Below are 15,569 nucleotides of genomic sequence, written 5' to 3' on the forward strand. Positions count from 1 at the left end.
GACGGCAGGCCGCACGACGAGCGGCCTGCCGGCGCCACCCATCATGCAAAAGCAAGCCATTTTCCAATCAAAGCTATTGCCCTACGTGCTGGTCGCCCCGCAACTCGCGGTCGTCCTGATTTTCTTCTATTGGCCGGCCTTGCAGGCGGTGATCCAGTCCTTCCTGCTCCAGGACGCCTTCGGTCTCTCCTCGAACTTCGTCTGGTTCGACAATTATATCGAGCTGTTCAAGGACCCCGCTTATTTCGCGTCCATCATCCGGACCTTCTTCTTCTCGTTCGCGATCGCGGTCTCGTCGCTGTCCTTTGCGCTGCTGCTCGCCGTGATGGCCGACAAGCCGCTGCGCGGCTCGACGCTCTACCGCACGCTGCTGATCTGGCCCTATGCGGTCGCCCCGCCCGTCGTCGGCGTGCTCTGGATCTTCATGCTGCATCCTTCGCTGGGCGTGCTCGCGCGCTATCTGCGCGGCGCCGGCATCGACTGGAATCCGCTGCTCAACGGCGACCAGGCCGCAGCGCTGATCATCCTGGCGGCTGCCTGGAAGCAGATCTCCTATAATTTCCTGTTCTTCCTCGCCGGCCTGCAAGCGATCCCGAAAAGCGTGTTCGAGGCCGCCGCGATCGACGGCGCGCGCCCGATGCGGCGGTTCTGGACCGTGACCTTCCCACTGCTGTCGCCGACCATCTTCTTCCTGCTGGTCGTCAACATCGTCTATGCCTTCTTCGACACTTTCGGCATCATCGACACCATGACGCGCGGCGGTCCCGGCACGTCGACGGTGACGCTGGTCTACAAGGTCTATTCCGACGGCCTGCTCGGCGGCAATCTCGGCAGCTCGGCGGCGCAATCGGTGATCCTGATGGTCATGGTCATCGTGCTCACGGGCATCCAGTTCCGTTTCGTCGAACGCAAGGTGACCTACTGATGGTCGAAGAAGAGGGCTTTCGACGCTACGTCGCCCACATCATCCTCTGGATCGGGATCGCGATCGTCGCGTTCCCCGTCTACATCGCCATCGTCGCCTCGACCCAGGACAATGCGCTGATCGCCAACGGGCAGATGTCGCTGTTGCCGGGCGGGCACTTCTTCGAGGTCTACTACCAGACCATCTTCGTCGGCACGAGCGGCTCGACCCGCGAGCCGGTCTACAACATGATGCTGAACTCGCTGGTGATGGCGCTCCTGATCGCAGTCGGCAAGATCGCGATCTCGATCATCTCGGCCTACGGGATCGTCTATTTCCGCTTTCCGTTCCGGATGCCGATCTTCTGGATCATCTTCATCACCCTGATGCTGCCGGTCGAGGTGCGCATCTATCCGACCTACAAGATCGTCGCCGATCTGCACATGCTCGACAGCTATGCGGGCCTGGCGCTGCCGCTGATCGCGTCCGCCACCGCAACGCTGCTGTTCCGGCAGTTCTTCATGACGGTGCCGGATGAGCTGCTTGAAGCGTCACGCATCGACGGCGCCGGCCCCCTGCGCTTCTTCTGGGATACACTGTTGCCGCTCTCGCGCACCAACATGGCGGCGCTGTTCGTGATCCTCTTCATCCTCGGCTGGAATCAATATCTCTGGCCGCTCCTGATCACCACCCGCGACGACATGCAGACCATCCAGGTCGGCATCCGCAAGATGATCACTACCACCGATGCGCTGACCGAATGGCCGGTGGTGATGGCGACCGCCGTGCTCGCCATGCTGCCGCCGGTGTTCGTCGTCGTCGCCATGCAGAAATTGTTCGTGCGCGGCCTGGTCGAGACGGAGAAATAGAGAGTTATGGCCAACGTCACCCTGCGCAACGTCCGCAAGACCTACACCGGCGGCTTCGAGGCCATCAAGGGCGTCAACGTCGATGTCGGCGACGGCCAGTTCTGCGTGCTGGTCGGCCCCTCCGGCTGCGGCAAGTCGACGCTGCTCCGCATGGTCGCAGGGCTGGAGACCGTCACCGGCGGCGAGATCGACATCGGCGGCCGCATCGTCAACCAGGTCGAGCCCGCCGACCGCGACATCGCGATGGTGTTCCAGAACTACGCGCTCTATCCGCATATGAGCGTGTTCAACAACATGGCCTACGGCCTGCGCAACCGTGGCATGGCGGAAGCCGAGGTCAAGACCCGGGTCGAGGAAGCCGCCCGCGTGCTCGAGCTCGCGCCGATGCTGGAGCGCAAGCCGCGCCAGCTCTCCGGCGGCCAGCGTCAGCGCGTCGCCATGGGCCGCGCCATCGTGCGCCAGCCAAAGGTGTTTTTATTTGACGAGCCGCTCTCCAATCTCGACGCCAAGCTGCGCATCGCGATGCGGGTCGAGATCCGCAAATTGCAGCGCCGGCTCAACACGACGTCGATCTACGTCACGCATGATCAGCTGGAGGCGATGACGCTCGCCGACGTTCTCGTGGTGATGAATGGCGGCCAGGTCGAGCAGGTCGGCAATCCGCTGGCGATTTACGAGAAACCGGCCACGACCTTCGTCGCCTCCTTCATCGGCGCCCCGCCGATGAATTTGATGTCGACGCGCACTGAGGAGATCAAGTCGCAGCTCGGCAGTGCCGGCGAGGCCGGCATCCTCGGCATCCGCCCGGAAGATTTTGTGATCACCGATCAGACCCCGGCCGGCGGCGTTGCGCTCCCGCTGACCGTCGAAGCCATCGAGCGCGTCGGCGCCGAAACCTTCGTTTACGGCTCGCGCGCGCAGGACGAGCAGCGCGTGGCCGCCACCCCGGGCGAGCTGCCGCCCGGTGAGGTCATCGTCCGCATTCCCGGAACCGAGGCTCCGGCCATCGGCGAGAAGATTCGTGTCGCGGCAGTGCGGGCAAAACTGCATCTGTTCAGTGGCGACGGGCGGACGCGGATCGAGGCCTGACCGGCCCCTTCGACCAAAGAGTCGAAAACAACCCCATGCACAGTAGAACGGGGTCTGTTTTCGTTTAGATAAATCGGCCCCGGACACGCCGTGTCCGGATTGGGCGACGGCGGGCATTGGCCATCCACAGGCCCCCGCTACGTCCTTGAACCGACACGGGGATATGACCATATTGCTGACCAAGGGGCGCCGCTTCCGGGCCCTGAAATGCCAAAGTCGCTTCGAGAGGACTTTGTAAACTATGTCTCGTGTTCCCACGCTTTCCAGTCCGTTCCTTCTGGGCTTCGACGAGATCGAGCGCGTGCTCGACCGCGTCGTCAAAGGCGCCGACGGCTACCCTCCGTACAATATCGAGAGGTGCAGCGGATCGGACGGCCAGCCCGAGCGGTTGCGCATCACGCTGGCGGTCGCCGGATTCACCCGCGACCAACTCGATGTAACCATTGAGGAAAACCAGCTCGTAATCCGTGGGCGGCAGCAGGACGACAAGGCCCGGCAATACATCCATCGCGGCATCGCCGCGCGCCACTTCCAGCGCACCTTCGTGCTGGCGGAGGGGATGCTGGTGCTGGGTGCGGATCTGAAGAACGGGTTGTTGTCGATCGACCTGGCCCGGCCAGAACCGGAGAGGATCGTTAAGACAATCGCTATCAATGAGCACGAATAATGGAACGAGTAGCGGACTCGACCGCTTAGTTTCTGTGAAGGAGTCGAGACCATGAGTGAAGGTCACGTTGTATTCGAATACGAAGCCAAGAACGTCTCGCCCGAGACGCTGGCAAACCTCGGCGAAGGTCACATCGCCTATGTGAAGCAGATCCGCTCCGAGGACGTGCCCGGCCTGTTTCCCGAAGCGCCCAAGATTGCGCCCGGCCTCAAGCTGTTCGCGCTCCACGCCGCCGACGGCACGCCGATCATGCTGACCGACAGCCGCGAAGCCGCGGTCGCGAACGCCTGGAGCAACGAGCTGCAGGCGGTGAGCGTGCACTGAACACGCGCGCGTCGCATCGACGAATAGAGATTCAAGCGGGCATGCCTACGCAAGAAGGCGTGCCCGTTTTTATTTTGATGCGATGAAGGTTCGGCGTCATTGCGAGTGCAACTCTCGTGTCCCGGACAAGCTGCAACGCGCAAAAGCGTTCCAGCGCAGAGCCGGGACCCGGAAAGCAACACGGTCAGCGTCAGCCGCATGGACCCCGGCTCTGCAGCGCACCTCTGAAGAAGCGCTGCGCTGCGTCCGGGGCACGAGAGCGGAGATGCTCGCTCATTCGAAGGCGTCATTTCAGAAAACCAAGCCCTTCGCGCGCCGTGTCATAGGCCCATTTGTCGCCCGGCGGCAGTACGAGCACGCTGTTGAAATCGGCGCGCGCGTGCTTGGCGTCGGACATCATCATGTAGAGGAGGCCGCGATTGACCAGGGCGATCTGGTTTTTCGGATCAAGCCGCAACGCTTCTGTATAGTCGGCGAGCGCGCTTGCGTGCTCACCGAGGTCGCGCAACGTGCTGGCGCGATTGCTGTAGGCCATCGAATTTCCCGGCTGAAGCCGAATTTCTTCGCTGTAATCGGCAACCGCGCGTCGGTCATCGCCCTTCTTGCGCCAGGCGGGGGCGCGCATGTGGTAGGCCTTCACGTAAGCCGGACTGATCCGGGTGACTTCGTCGAGCTCCCTTATTCCACCGTCGATGTCGTCCTTTCTCAGCAGAGCGATGGCCCGACAATAATGACTGCCGGCACTTCCGGGCTCCAGACCGACCGCCTTGTTGCAATCGTCCAGCGCCTCGTCGGTCTTATCCTGGTCGAGACGGACAAGTCCGCGCAGCTCGTAGGGCCATGCGGCGGCCGGATTGCTGCGCATCGCCTCGTCGTAGTCGGCGATGGCGTGGTCGTAATCGTCCTTCGCCGCGTACGATTGTCCGCGGATCACGAGGGCCAGATAGGCTTGCGCGGGATTGCGCTCGATGGCCTCGGTGAGATGCGTGATCGCCAGATCGTAGTCGCGCTTGTTGAAATGCTCGATGCCGCGAGAGGTATAAGCCGGCCCGTAGCCGGGATCGAGGCGAATGGCCTCATTGAAATCCGCCAAAGCGAGATCCCGGTCGCCTCTCACGGAATAGGTGCGCCCGCGACACTGATAGGCCCGCGCGAAATTCGGATCGATCCGTATCGCCGCGCTGCAATCCTCGAAGGCATGATCCTTGTCGCGCTTGTTGAACCAGGCTTCGCCGCGCTTTTCATAAGCAGCCGCATTGCCCTGGTCGGCGGCGATGATTTCGGTCGTTTCCGCGATGATGCGATCGTTCGAGGCATCGTCGGCACGGGCCAATGCCGTCACGGCGATGGCGAGAGCACAAAGCAGACCGAAGACACGCCCTGTCGAACCGCAACTCATGCCTCAAAATCCCCCGGATCGAATCGGAAATCCTCGGGGACGACATCGCAGCCCCGGCTGCGACATAAGTCGCGGACGGTGCGGCTCGGGTTCGAACGGGAGTTAAGCCGCCGTCGCCGGCGGCAGGGCGAGCACCGAATAGATCGCCTGGGCGTCGCGCGAGGCGCGGAGTTTTTTGGCGATGTCCTGGTCGCGCAACAGGCGGGCGATGCGGGCCAGCGCCTTGAGGTGATCGGCGCCGGCGCCTTCGGGGGCGAGCAGCAGGAAGACCAGATCGACCGGCTGGCCGTCCATCGCCTCGAAATCGATCGGGCGATCGAGACGGGCGAACAGGCCAAAAATCTTTTCCAGCTTGGGCAGCTTGCCGTGGGGAATCGCGACGCCGTAGCCGACCGCGGTGGTGCCGAGCTTCTCGCGCTGGAGCAGCACCTCGAACACCGCGCGCTCGTTCTGGCCGGTCAGCTCGGCGGCCTTGGCCGCGAGTTCCTGAAGCGCCTGCTTCTTGCTGTTGACCTTCAATGCCGGAAGTATCGCCTCGGGGGCGACCAGATCGGTAATCGGCATGGAAGTGTTCCGAGGTGAATTAAACCGTCAGGTTCCGAATTGGCCTGCTCGGTCAGACCGAGCCCGGCCGGCGTCAAGAAGGTGAAGCAGGAAGCGGACTTAGCTCAGGTCCCGCTGCGTCCTGATGTGGGGCGCTTCTACTCCAACGCAATCCCGGTGCCAACTCCCGCGTGCGGCTTTGCCACGGTCATTGTTAAGGGCTGTGGTTGATACGGGGATGTCATTTACCCGGCCTCGATTCTTGTTTTGACGCGTTTTCCTAACGCGAACCGGCATCCACTTCGCTCGAAAACGCTCTAACCGCCCGATTTGCCACCCGGCGGGTCGATCCAGCCGACATTGCCGTCGGCCCGGCGGTAGATGATGTTCACCCGGCCCGAGGAGCCGTGCTGGAATACCAGGCAGGGCGCCCCGCTGAGGTCCAGTTCCATGACGGCTTCGCTGACCGAGAGCAGCTTTAGCGAGGTGGTGGCCTCCGCAATGATCACGGGGCTGTAGCCGGTGATCTCGTCGTCGTCCTCCCCTTCGCCCGGCGCCTCGAGCACGTAACTCGTGGCGTCGAGCGCGGCGAGCGCGGCGGAGGCGACATGGGCCTTGCGGGCCGAGCGGTCCTTGAGCCGGCTCTTGTAGCGCTTGAGCCGCTTCTCGATCATCAGCAGGGCCTGGTCGGCGCTGGCATAGGCGTCCTGTGCGTTCGAATCGGCCTCCAGCGTAATGCCGGAATCAAGATGCAGCGCACAGTCGGTGCGGAAGCCGAAGCCATCCTTGGAGAGCGTGATGTGGCCGGAATAATTGCCGTCGAAATATTTTCGCAGGACCTCTTCGGTCCGGTCGGCGACGCGGCCGCGCAAGGCCTCGCCGACGCTGACGCTCTTTCCCGAGATGCGGAGAGTCATGTGATACCTCGCTTGGTTTGAATGCCCAGCTTGGATCGGTCGCGATAGGGGAATTGAGAGTAGCGCGATTTCGCGCCAGCGCAATCAGGCCGGCTCGGTGTTGCGGGAGCGATCGGACATTGCGGTGGAGAGGACGTTACCAAGAGTGCTCTGCTTGTCGCGACGGCGTTGCACCGAAGACGGAATGCGCATGGCCTCGCGGTACTTCGCGACCGTGCGGCGGGCAATATCAATGCCCGAAGCGCGCAACCGTTCCACGATGGTATCATCCGACAGGATCGCGGCAGGCTCTTCCGAATCGATCAGCTGCTTGATGTGGTGACGCACGGCTTCGGCGGAGTGCGCCTCGCCGCCGTCGGCGGACGCAATCGAGGCGGTGAAGAAATATTTCAGCTCGAACGTGCCGCGATTGGTCGCCATGTATTTGTTGGCGGTGACGCGCGACACCGTGGATTCATGCATCTGGATGGCGTCGGCCACCGCCTTCAGATTCAGCGGCCGCAGATGCGCGACGCCGTGGGTGAAGAAGCCGTCCTGCTGCCGCACGATCTCGGTTGCGACCTTCAGGATGGTGCGGGCGCGCTGGTCGAGCGCGCGGACCAGCCAGGTCGCGTTTTGCAGCGCGTCGGTGAAATAGGACTTGTCGCCGTCCTTGCCGATCTTCTTCGACAGCTCGGAATAATAGGTCTGGTTGACCAGCACGCGCGGCAACGTGTCGCTGTTGAGCTCGACATGCCAGCCGCCGTCGGGACCCGGGCGGACATAGACATCCGGCACCATGGTCTGGAGCCGCGCCGAGCCGAACTTCATGCCGGGCTTGGGATTGAGACGGCGGATCTCGCCGATCATGTCGGCGATGTCCTCGTCGTCGACGCCGCAAACCTTGCGCAGGCCCGCGATGTCGCGCTTGGCGAGGAGATCGAGATGCTCGACGAGCGCCTGCATCGCCGGATCGTAGCGGTCGAGCTCGCGCAACTGGATCGCCAGGCACTCACTCAGATTGCGCGCGCAGACGCCGGGCGGGTCGAATTTTTGCAGCACGGCAAGAACGTCCTCGACGTCCTTTTGCGTTGCGCCGAGCCGCTCGGCGGCTTGTCCAAGATCGGGCGGCAGATAGCCGGCCTCGTCGACTAGGTCGATCAGATACTGCCCGATCATGCGCTGCGCCGCGCCGGTGAAGGCGACCGAGAGCTGCTCGGCGAGATGGTCCGACAGCGTCATCTCGGCCGCGACGAACGCCTCGAGATTGTAGTCCTCGTCGCCGGAGGCGCCGCCGCCCCATTCGGTGTAGGTGGTTGGGGCCGCGTCCTGGGCGTTGCGCGCGGCAGCCTCCGCCGGCTCCTCGGAGAAGACGTTGTCCAGCCCGGTATCCAGGGTCTGCTCGATCTCGGCGCGGCTGCCGAGATCCTTGCTCATCCATTCTTCCTGGCCAGGCTCGAAGGCGTCACTGGTGCCGCCGCCCGGCTCGTCGCCGTGGCTGCCGCCGAACTCGTCGCTGTCGCCGAACTGGGCGGCCTCGGCCGGCGCTTCGCCGCCGGGGGCCTCGTCATTGGCCCGCTCCAGCAGGGGGTTACGCTCGAGTTCCTCCTCCACGAAGGTCGTGAGATCGAGATTGGACAATTGCAGCAGCTTGATCGCCTGCATCAACTGCGGCGTCATGACCAGCGACTGCGATTGCCGGAACTCTAATCTCTGCGTAAGCGCCATGAAGCAAGAACCGTTCCCAAAAAATTGGTCCGATTTTTGCTTATCCTAGTCTTGGCTCGATGTACACGCCTTGACGAAATCGAAAAACGGGCTAGAGGCGGAATTCCTCGCCAAGGTAAAGCCGGCGAACGTCAGGATCATTGACGATCTCATCCGGGCTACCCTCGGTCAAGATCTCACCGGCATAGACGATATAGGCACGGTCGGTGAGGCCGAGCGTTTCGCGGACATTGTGGTCGGTGATGAGCACGCCGATGCCGCGATTGGTGAGATGGCGGACCAGGTCCTGAATGTCGCCGACCGCGATCGGATCGATGCCGGCGAAGGGCTCGTCGAGCAGCATGTAGTTCGGACGCGTCGCCAGTGCGCGCGCGATCTCGACGCGGCGTCGCTCGCCGCCGGACAGTGCGATTGAAGGCGATTTACGCAGCCGCGTGATGTTGAATTCGTCAAGCAGCGAGTCGAGCTGCTGCTCGCGCTTCTTGCGCGAGGGCTCGACCACTTCGAGCACGGCGCGGATATTCTGCTCGACGGTGAGGCCGCGGAAGATCGAGGCTTCCTGCGGCAGATAGCCGATGCCTAACCGCGCACGCTGATACATCGGCAGCTTGGTGACGTCGTGGCCATCGAGCTCGATCGCGCCGCGATCGGCCTTGATCAGGCCGGTGATCATGTAGAACACGGTGGTCTTGCCGGCGCCGTTGGGACCGAGCAAACCGACGGCTTCGCCGCGGCGCACATAGATGCTGACGCCGCGCACCACCTGGCGGCTGCCGAAGGCTTTTTCCACGCTATGCACAGCCAGGAAGCCCGGCCGCCGCAGCAGCTGCGGTCCGCCGGTGCCGTTGGGCTTGGCGGCGGGCTTGCCCTTGGCAGCGACCTTGGGAGGCTGGGCCGCCGGCTGGCGCGGCCGTGCCTCGGCATAGGGATCCGGTGCCTGAACGGGCTGCTCGCGTGCCATCGGCGGCGCGTCCCGCACCGGGCTGGCGACGAGCCCGCCGACGCTGTCACCGAGTGCGGTGATGTCCTGGCGCGCAAATCCTGGCCGGCCGCGCTTGGCGGGGCGCCGACGGAACATGCTGAAGAGATCGACCATCCCCGCCTTCTAGCTGTCTTTCGGTGATCCTGCGCGGTCTTCGCGCGATCTACCCGCGCCGGCTTCTCGATTCGCCGACGCAGCATGAGTGAAGGGATGTCTCATGCCCAGTGAAACACGCCCGAAAAGCGGCGGACCCCGCTTCGAAAGCCCGTTGCGCTAGATACAGTCTTGTCGCGCCGGCTTCAACCTCGCGGCCGAAAATTATTAGCTAACACTTTGATTTATTTAGGCTTACCCGGAATGAGCGAGGGCATCGCGGCGCCGGAGCCAGGGGTTGCGGGCGTCCCGCATTTGCCGTTTCCACCGCCCTGGGACTGGATGAACAGGCCCTGCACCTTGCCGCTGTCGGATTCCACCCGCGAGACGCCGGTGGTCATGTCGACCATGAGGCGGTCGCCGCGCAGCACGTTCTGGCACTGGGTCAGGACCACGCCCCCGAGCATGGTGATGAGATTGGTCTTGGTGTCGAACACCGCGGTCTCGCCGGTCACCACCTGGTCCTTCTGGGTGACCACGACATTGCCGCGCGCTTCCAGCCGCTTGATCGAGGAGGCGCCGCCAGGCCCCGGCGTCGCCGATTGCATCGGCGCTGATTGCGTCGGCGCGGATTTCGCGCCCTTCGCAGGCGCGGTTTGCGCAGGCGTCGCCGCCTTGTCGCCACTCGATTCGTAGAACACCACCAGCGTCTTCGAGGTCATGGTGGTGTCGCCCTGCACGACCTTCACATTGCCGGAGAAGGTCGCTTCCTTCTTCTTGTCGCGCATCTCGAGCGAGGCGGCTTCGATCTGGATCGGCTGGTCGCGGTTCTGCGAAAAGCCCTGCATCGCGTTCGGCACGCCTTGCATCGTGCTTTGCGCAAACACTGCACCCGTCGCTATCAGCGCGACGCCGGCAAGCGCGGCAGCACTGACAATGGCGCGACGTCCGTCTGCGTTGCGCGGAAAAATGGCCATGAAAATCACTTTGAGTTCGCAGACTTGTTCTTCTTCGCCGCCGGTGCCGGCGCGGGCTGCTCGACAGGCGCGACAGCGGCGTCATCCGTGCTGATCTTGTCCAGATGCATCACCACATTGCCCTCGAAGCGAATGACGTCGCCGCCTTCGGTGATGCGCAAGCGATCGGCGGTCAGCGTGCCGTTGGTCAGCTTGACGTCGACGTGATCATCCGAGGAGACCGTGCCCTTGTTCATGTCGACGAAGGCCGAGTTCAGCCGCGCCTCGTAGCCGGTCGAGGTGCGCAGCAAGATGTCCTTGTGCAGATCGAGCTGCTGCTGCTTGTTGTCGAAGCGGCCATTGCGGGCGTCGAGGAACATCGTGGATTGATCCTCCATCAGGACCTTCGCGCGCAAATCCGCGAGATCGACATGGTCGGGATCGGTGATGTCCTGCGTCGCGGTCCTGGCCCAGAGCTCATAGGGCCGCTGGTCCGGCGTGAAGCCGGACAGATGCGGCGATTCCATCGTGATCTTGGTGCCTGTGACCACGAGGTTTCCGGAATCGACCTTCACCGGGATCATGGTGAAGGGATTGAGGAAGGTCGAGACAGCGACGATCGAGGCCATCGCCAGGACCACCGTCACCGGCACAGCGATACGCAGAATCCGCACCAGACGGCTGTGGCGCGCCGCGCTGGCAAACTTCGCCGCAAGCGCGGCGTCGTAGGTCGGAAACTGGGCCGAATTCACCGCTGCTCCAGGGTGTAGCTCACCTTTACCGGGTCAAACGCGCCCCATTGTACCCGGCACGGAAGGAATATGCAGCCCGCGACAGGCCGTTACGAAAGTGTCCGAAACGGGGCGGCGGCGCCAACCTAGCCGGTGCTGGACGTGTCAGGAATGCGCGAAAATGTCCTCCTCCTCCCAGCCCTGGAGGTCGAGCAACGCGCGGGTCGGCAGGAAGTCGAAACAGGCTTTGGCCAGCGCGATGCGGCCCTCCCGGACCAGCATCGCATCCAGCCGCTCGCGCAGCGCGTGCAGATGCAGCACGTCGGAGGCGGCGTAGGCGAGCTGCGGCTCGGTCAGGCTGTCGGAGCCCCAGTCGCTGGATTGCTGCTGCTTGGAGAGGTCGACATTGAGCACCTCGCGGACGAGGTCCTTGAGGCCATGGCGGTCGGTATAGGTGCGGGTCAGACGGGAGGCGATCTTGGTGCAGTAGATCGGGCCGGTCATCACGCCGAAGGTCTGGTACAGCACCGCGACGTCGAACCGCGCAAAATGGAAGATTTTCGTGATGGCGGGATTGGCGAGCAGGGCCTTCAGGTTCGGCGCGTCGGTATGGCCCTTCGGGATCTGCACCACATCGGCGCTGCCGTCGCCGGGCGACAGCTGGACCACGCAGAGCCGGTCGCGGTGCGGGTTCAACCCCATGGTCTCGGTGTCGATCGCCACTGCTCCGGTGTAGCGGGTGAGGTCGGGCAGGTCGCCGCGATGCAGGCGTACGGTCATGGCGTGTCAAAGCCTCGGGTCGAATCGGTTTGTCGGCAGCATAAGCTAATCGGGATTGCCTGCGATGTATCCACTACGAGCGGACGGCGCAAGCAGGGCTCGCGCCTCGCGGGCTCCGCAAATGGCCGCCGGCAGACGCTGCGGCCTGTCATAGAAAGATTAAGTCGGGTCGGTAGCGATGATCGCCGGGCCGCGGCTCTTGAAGAGCGCTCGGCTGCAATCACGACAGACCAGAGGTTTCTTCGTCATGAGGATCGACACGCCCCCTGACCTGCTGCAACTGGCGATCCAGCATTTCAACGGCGGAGAGCTGACGCAGGCGGAATCGCTCTGCCGAAAGCTTCTCAAGCGGCAAAAGGGCAATCCCGACGCCTGGCACCTTCTTGGTGTCATCGCGATGCGGATGGGACAGACCGAGAATGCGGTGGCCCACATCAGGACGTGCACCAGGCTCGCGCCCGGCAACGCCGCGGCGCTCTGCAATCTCGGCCTGGCCTACAAGGCGCAAGGGCGATTGAGCCAGGCTGCCGCCGTTCTCGAGCAGGCCTCGCGCGCGGCACCGGACAACAGCGAGATCCTGTACAATCTCGGCAACACCCGCGCTTCGCTGGGCGAATTCGAGGCTGCCATCGCAGCCTACCACCGGGCCGTGGCGTTGAACCCGGACCAGCCGGAGTACCACAACAATCTGGGACGCGCCCTGGAGGGCGATCGCAGCATCGGCGAGGCGATCGCCGCCTATGCGCGCGCACTGGCACTCCAGCCATCCTTTGCCGGGGCGCTGACCAACCTCGGCAATGCCTATCTCGACCTCGGCCGTCCCGCCGATGCGCTGCGGTGTCATCGGCAGGCGATTGCTCACCAGCCGGATTTCGATGCGGCCCATTCGAACCTGATCTTCGCACTCAACTTTGATCCGGCGGCCGGACCTGACGACCATGCGCGCGCGCGGGCGCAATTCGGCGAACGCCATCGCACGCGGATTTCGGCCGGCGCGGTCGCCCGCCCCTGCGATCCGGACCGACGGCTGCGCATCGGATATGTCAGCGGCCACTTCCGGCATCAGGCGGCGACCTACGCCTTTGCACCGGTGATCATCCATCACGACCGGCGGGCGTTCGACGTGATCTGCTATTCCGACACCGCGCCCGAGGACGGATTGACCCACAAGCTCCGCGACAGCGTGAAGACGTGGCGCGCCACGGCCGCGCTGTCCGACGCAGAACTGGCCGCCTCGATCGAAGCCGACAAGATCGACATCCTGGTCGATCTGGTCGGGCACATGGTCGGCAACAGGCTTGGCGTCTTTGCCCGCAAGCCTGCCCCCGTCCAGGTCAGTGGCTGGGGCGAACCGACCGGCACGGGTCTGTCGACCATGGACTACCTCTTTGGCGACCCTGTCCTGGTCCCGGACCATGTGCGCCCCCTGCTGCGCGAGCAGGTCATCGACCTGCCCTGCTTTCTGTGTTTCTGGACCCCCGAAAACCTGCCCGATCCAGGGCCGCCGCCGGCGCTGAACGCGGGCCATGTCACGTTCGGCTCCTTCAACCGGCCGGCAAAACTGTCCGATCCCGTACTTCAGCTGTGGGCGCGCATTCTGCGCGCCGCGCCGACCTCGCGCCTCGTGCTCAAGAGCCCCCATTTGAGCGACCTCGCCATTCAGCAGCGCATCAACGCGATCTTCGACAGCGAAGGCATTTCGCGCGATCGACTGACCATTCTCGGCAATTCAGATCGCGGCTCGCACATGAAAGCGTACCAGCTCGTCGACGTCGCGCTGGATCCGTTTCCTCATGGCGGCGGCATGACCACGCTCGATGCCATGGCGATGGGCGTTCCGGTCATCACCTGCCCGGGCCCGACGATTTCGTCCCGCCTTGCCGCCGCGTGCATCACGGCGCTGGGTCTGACCGACTGCGTCGCCGCAAGCCAGGAGGAGTACGTTGCATTGGCGCTCCGGATGACGGCGGACCTCGACGGCCTGGCGCGGCTTCGACACGCGTTGCGCGACAGGCTGGTCCGCTCGCCGATCGGAGATGCGCACGCCTATGCACGTTCCGTCGAAGCCGCCTATCGCGGCATGTGGCAGCGGTACTGCGAGGACCGCAACGAAGCAGGCGCGGTCAGATCGCCGCCAGCATGATGCAGACCATCGCCGCCACCGCGATGCGGCTCGCGCCGTCGCGGAAGGCGTAGATGATGGGGTCGTCGGGCATCTCGCGGCGATGCGCGATCATCAGCGCGCGGCCGAACCAGTAGAGCAGCAGCGGCGCGAGCAGCCATAGCATCCAGGGACGGCTGTAGAGCGGGGTCACCGCGGAGGACGACAGGTAGAGCGCAAACACCGTCACCGCGTTCATGGCGCTCGCCGCCGCCATGGCGGCGATGATGTGCAGGTCGGTGATGCGGTAGTCGCGGTTGGAGGGATCGGCGAGGCCTGCGCCCTGGCGCATGCTGAGCTCGCTGAAGCGCTTGATCAGCGCCAGCGAGGTGAACACGAACAGCGAGAAGATCATCAGCCATTCCGACAGCATGACCCCGGCGGCAACTGAGCCTGCGCCGATGCGCAAGGAATAGAGGCCGGCGAGCGTGACGACGTCGACCAGCATCTTGCGCTTGAGCACGAGCGAATAGGCGATGGTGGTGGCGAGATAGGCGGCGAGCACGCCGAGGAACAGCGGCGAGATGCAGAGACTGGCGACAAACGCGAAGGCCCACAGCACGGGGATTGCCGAAAGCGCCGACGAGATCGGCAAGTCGCCTGCCGCGAGCGCGCGATAACGCTTGGTCGGGTGCTGCCGGTCGGCGGCGAGATCGAGCAGATCGTTCATCAGATAGGCGCCCGACGCGCAGGCCGAGAACGCCAGGAACGCCAGCAGCGTAGTGCCGAAGGTGGCAACATTCATCTGATGCGCGGTGATAACGGGCACGAACACCAGCGTGTTCTTGGCGTATTGATAGACCCGCAATGCCTTCGCCCAGGTCTTGAGGTTGGGACGGCTGCGGGTGCCGCTCTCGACGCGATCAATCGAAGCGCGATCGAACGGCAGCTCGCCCGAAGCAAGATTGCCGGGCGCAACGACGCCGTCAAAGCCGAGATGCGCGGCGATGCCCGCGGCATGGTGGGCGAAGCGGCCGGCAACAAGATAGATCTTCGCGCCCCGCGCCCGCGCGGTGAGCGCCTGGTTCAGGACGTCGGCATCGTAGGGAAGATGGGCGTAATCGATTTTGGCGTCTGCCAGGATATCCGTCAGCGCCGCCATGCCGGCGCGTCCGCCTGCGCCAAAACGGGCCAGCATGCGGCCGGGGCCGGAGAACAGCGCCTCCATCAGCAGCTCCGAGCGCAGCAACGCGCCTTCGAGATCGATCACGAGCGTGCGCGCCGGCGCCGGGGTGGCCTGCGGCGCGGCCTCGTTCCGATCGTACTGCCAGACGGGCTGCTCCATCCGAAAACGCTCTTAACTTGTCGCGACACGACCGGCTCATAGGCCGGGGAGCAGGAAAATGGACGGCCGCGAGCCTAGGGGGCATTCGCTAAGGGCGGCTTAATTCGGCTGGCGCAGGGCGAGCGGCCATGGGGTCCCCGGGCTGTTGCATGGATCCCACAA

At 64.1% G+C, this 15,569-nt stretch carries 15 protein-coding genes; 6 read left to right on the forward strand and 9 right to left on the reverse strand.

Annotation, left to right across the window (positions count from 1 at the left end; translation table 11 throughout):
• The first annotated feature begins 43 nt into the window (after positions 1-43).
• The 5 genes from ugpA (at position 44) to IC761_RS00525 (ending at position 3,853) form a co-directional block, all read left to right on the forward strand.
• Positions 44-925 (forward strand): sn-glycerol-3-phosphate ABC transporter permease UgpA, encoded by an 882-nt coding sequence (gene ugpA / locus IC761_RS00505; RefSeq protein ID WP_195801380.1) that lies wholly within the window; start codon positions 44-46, stop codon positions 923-925.
• Positions 925-1,773, forward strand: coding sequence for a sn-glycerol-3-phosphate ABC transporter permease UgpE (gene ugpE, locus IC761_RS00510; protein WP_195801381.1), 849 nt, complete (start codon positions 925-927; stop codon positions 1,771-1,773). The genes ugpA and ugpE overlap by 1 nt, the downstream gene beginning before the upstream one ends.
• A 6-nt stretch (positions 1,774-1,779) precedes the next feature.
• Positions 1,780-2,862, forward strand: coding sequence for a sn-glycerol-3-phosphate import ATP-binding protein UgpC (locus IC761_RS00515; protein ID WP_195801382.1), 1,083 nt, complete (start codon positions 1,780-1,782; stop codon positions 2,860-2,862).
• 241 nt (positions 2,863-3,103) lie between these two features.
• Positions 3,104-3,529 (forward strand): Hsp20 family protein, encoded by a 426-nt coding sequence (locus IC761_RS00520; protein WP_195801383.1) that lies wholly within the window; start codon positions 3,104-3,106, stop codon positions 3,527-3,529.
• A gap of 51 nt (positions 3,530-3,580) precedes the next feature.
• Positions 3,581-3,853: a BQ00720 family protein gene (locus IC761_RS00525; protein ID WP_008141241.1), complete on the forward strand. Its 273-nt coding sequence runs from the start codon at positions 3,581-3,583 to the stop codon at positions 3,851-3,853.
• Positions 3,854-4,139: 286 nt separating this feature from the next.
• Here the strand turns inward: IC761_RS00525 and IC761_RS00530 are convergent, their stop codons facing one another.
• From IC761_RS00530 to IC761_RS00565, 8 genes are all read right to left on the reverse strand, one after another.
• Positions 4,140-5,252, reverse strand: a complete 1,113-nt coding sequence (locus IC761_RS00530) for a tetratricopeptide repeat protein (RefSeq protein ID WP_195801384.1) — start codon at positions 5,250-5,252, stop codon at positions 4,140-4,142.
• A 102-nt stretch (positions 5,253-5,354) separates the two neighbouring features.
• On the reverse strand, positions 5,355-5,816 hold the full coding sequence (gene ptsN / locus IC761_RS00535; protein WP_063681444.1) for a PTS IIA-like nitrogen regulatory protein PtsN: 462 nt from the start codon (positions 5,814-5,816) through the stop codon (positions 5,355-5,357).
• Between the two features lie 296 nt (positions 5,817-6,112).
• Complete coding sequence (gene hpf, locus IC761_RS00540; RefSeq protein WP_195801385.1) at positions 6,113-6,712, reverse strand: ribosome hibernation-promoting factor, HPF/YfiA family; 600 nt, start codon at positions 6,710-6,712, stop codon at positions 6,113-6,115.
• 84 nt (positions 6,713-6,796) lie between these two features.
• Entirely contained in the window at positions 6,797-8,419 is a 1,623-nt protein-coding gene (rpoN, locus tag IC761_RS00545; protein WP_195801386.1) for an RNA polymerase factor sigma-54, read from the reverse strand.
• Positions 8,420-8,510: 91 nt separating this feature from the next.
• Entirely contained in the window at positions 8,511-9,515 is a 1,005-nt protein-coding gene (gene lptB / locus IC761_RS00550; RefSeq protein WP_195801387.1) for an LPS export ABC transporter ATP-binding protein, read from the reverse strand.
• 224 nt (positions 9,516-9,739) lie between these two features.
• Entirely contained in the window at positions 9,740-10,471 is a 732-nt protein-coding gene (locus IC761_RS00555; protein ID WP_195801388.1) for an LptA/OstA family protein, read from the reverse strand.
• A gap of 5 nt (positions 10,472-10,476) precedes the next feature.
• On the reverse strand, positions 10,477-11,202 hold the full coding sequence (gene lptC / locus IC761_RS00560; protein WP_195801389.1) for an LPS export ABC transporter periplasmic protein LptC: 726 nt from the start codon (positions 11,200-11,202) through the stop codon (positions 10,477-10,479).
• Positions 11,203-11,346: 144 nt separating this feature from the next.
• The gene (locus tag IC761_RS00565) at positions 11,347-11,961 is read right to left on the reverse strand and encodes a ribonuclease D (RefSeq protein ID WP_195801390.1); all 615 of its coding nucleotides are present in this window, start codon (positions 11,959-11,961) and stop codon (positions 11,347-11,349) included.
• A 247-nt stretch (positions 11,962-12,208) separates the two neighbouring features.
• On the opposite strand from IC761_RS00565, the gene IC761_RS00570 reads away from it, so the two are divergent.
• A complete protein-coding gene (locus IC761_RS00570; RefSeq protein WP_195801391.1) occupies positions 12,209-14,104 on the forward strand; it encodes an O-linked N-acetylglucosamine transferase, SPINDLY family protein in 1,896 nt (631 codons plus the stop codon).
• On the opposite strand, the gene IC761_RS00575 is transcribed toward IC761_RS00570, so the two are convergent.
• Positions 14,085-15,407, reverse strand: coding sequence for a UbiA family prenyltransferase (locus IC761_RS00575; RefSeq protein ID WP_195801392.1), 1,323 nt, complete (start codon positions 15,405-15,407; stop codon positions 14,085-14,087). The two genes, IC761_RS00570 and IC761_RS00575, sit on opposite strands and share 20 nt — an antisense overlap.
• Between the last annotated feature and the right edge of the window lie 162 nt (positions 15,408-15,569).

The sequence above is a fragment of the Bradyrhizobium commune genome (assembly GCF_015624505.1).
Lineage (GTDB): Bacteria > Pseudomonadota > Alphaproteobacteria > Rhizobiales > Xanthobacteraceae > Bradyrhizobium > Bradyrhizobium commune.

Coding starts and splice junctions, on each gene's coding strand:
- ugpA (WP_195801380.1), top strand. CDS start 44: ATGCAAAAGCAAGCCATTTTCCAATCAAAGCTATTGCCCTACGTGCTG.
- ugpE (WP_195801381.1), top strand. CDS start 925: ATGGTCGAAGAAGAGGGCTTTCGACGCTACGTCGCCCACATCATCCTC.
- IC761_RS00515 (WP_195801382.1), top strand. CDS start 1,780: ATGGCCAACGTCACCCTGCGCAACGTCCGCAAGACCTACACCGGCGGC.
- IC761_RS00520 (WP_195801383.1), top strand. CDS start 3,104: ATGTCTCGTGTTCCCACGCTTTCCAGTCCGTTCCTTCTGGGCTTCGAC.
- IC761_RS00525 (WP_008141241.1), top strand. CDS start 3,581: ATGAGTGAAGGTCACGTTGTATTCGAATACGAAGCCAAGAACGTCTCG.
- IC761_RS00530 (WP_195801384.1), bottom strand. CDS start 5,252: ATGAGTTGCGGTTCGACAGGGCGTGTCTTCGGTCTGCTTTGTGCTCTC.
- ptsN (WP_063681444.1), bottom strand. CDS start 5,816: ATGCCGATTACCGATCTGGTCGCCCCCGAGGCGATACTTCCGGCATTG.
- hpf (WP_195801385.1), bottom strand. CDS start 6,712: ATGACTCTCCGCATCTCGGGAAAGAGCGTCAGCGTCGGCGAGGCCTTG.
- rpoN (WP_195801386.1), bottom strand. CDS start 8,419: ATGGCGCTTACGCAGAGATTAGAGTTCCGGCAATCGCAGTCGCTGGTC.
- lptB (WP_195801387.1), bottom strand. CDS start 9,515: ATGGTCGATCTCTTCAGCATGTTCCGTCGGCGCCCCGCCAAGCGCGGC.
- IC761_RS00555 (WP_195801388.1), bottom strand. CDS start 10,471: ATGGCCATTTTTCCGCGCAACGCAGACGGACGTCGCGCCATTGTCAGT.
- IC761_RS00565 (WP_195801390.1), bottom strand. CDS start 11,961: ATGACCGTACGCCTGCATCGCGGCGACCTGCCCGACCTCACCCGCTAC.
- IC761_RS00570 (WP_195801391.1), top strand. CDS start 12,209: ATGAGGATCGACACGCCCCCTGACCTGCTGCAACTGGCGATCCAGCAT.
- IC761_RS00575 (WP_195801392.1), bottom strand. CDS start 15,407: ATGGAGCAGCCCGTCTGGCAGTACGATCGGAACGAGGCCGCGCCGCAG.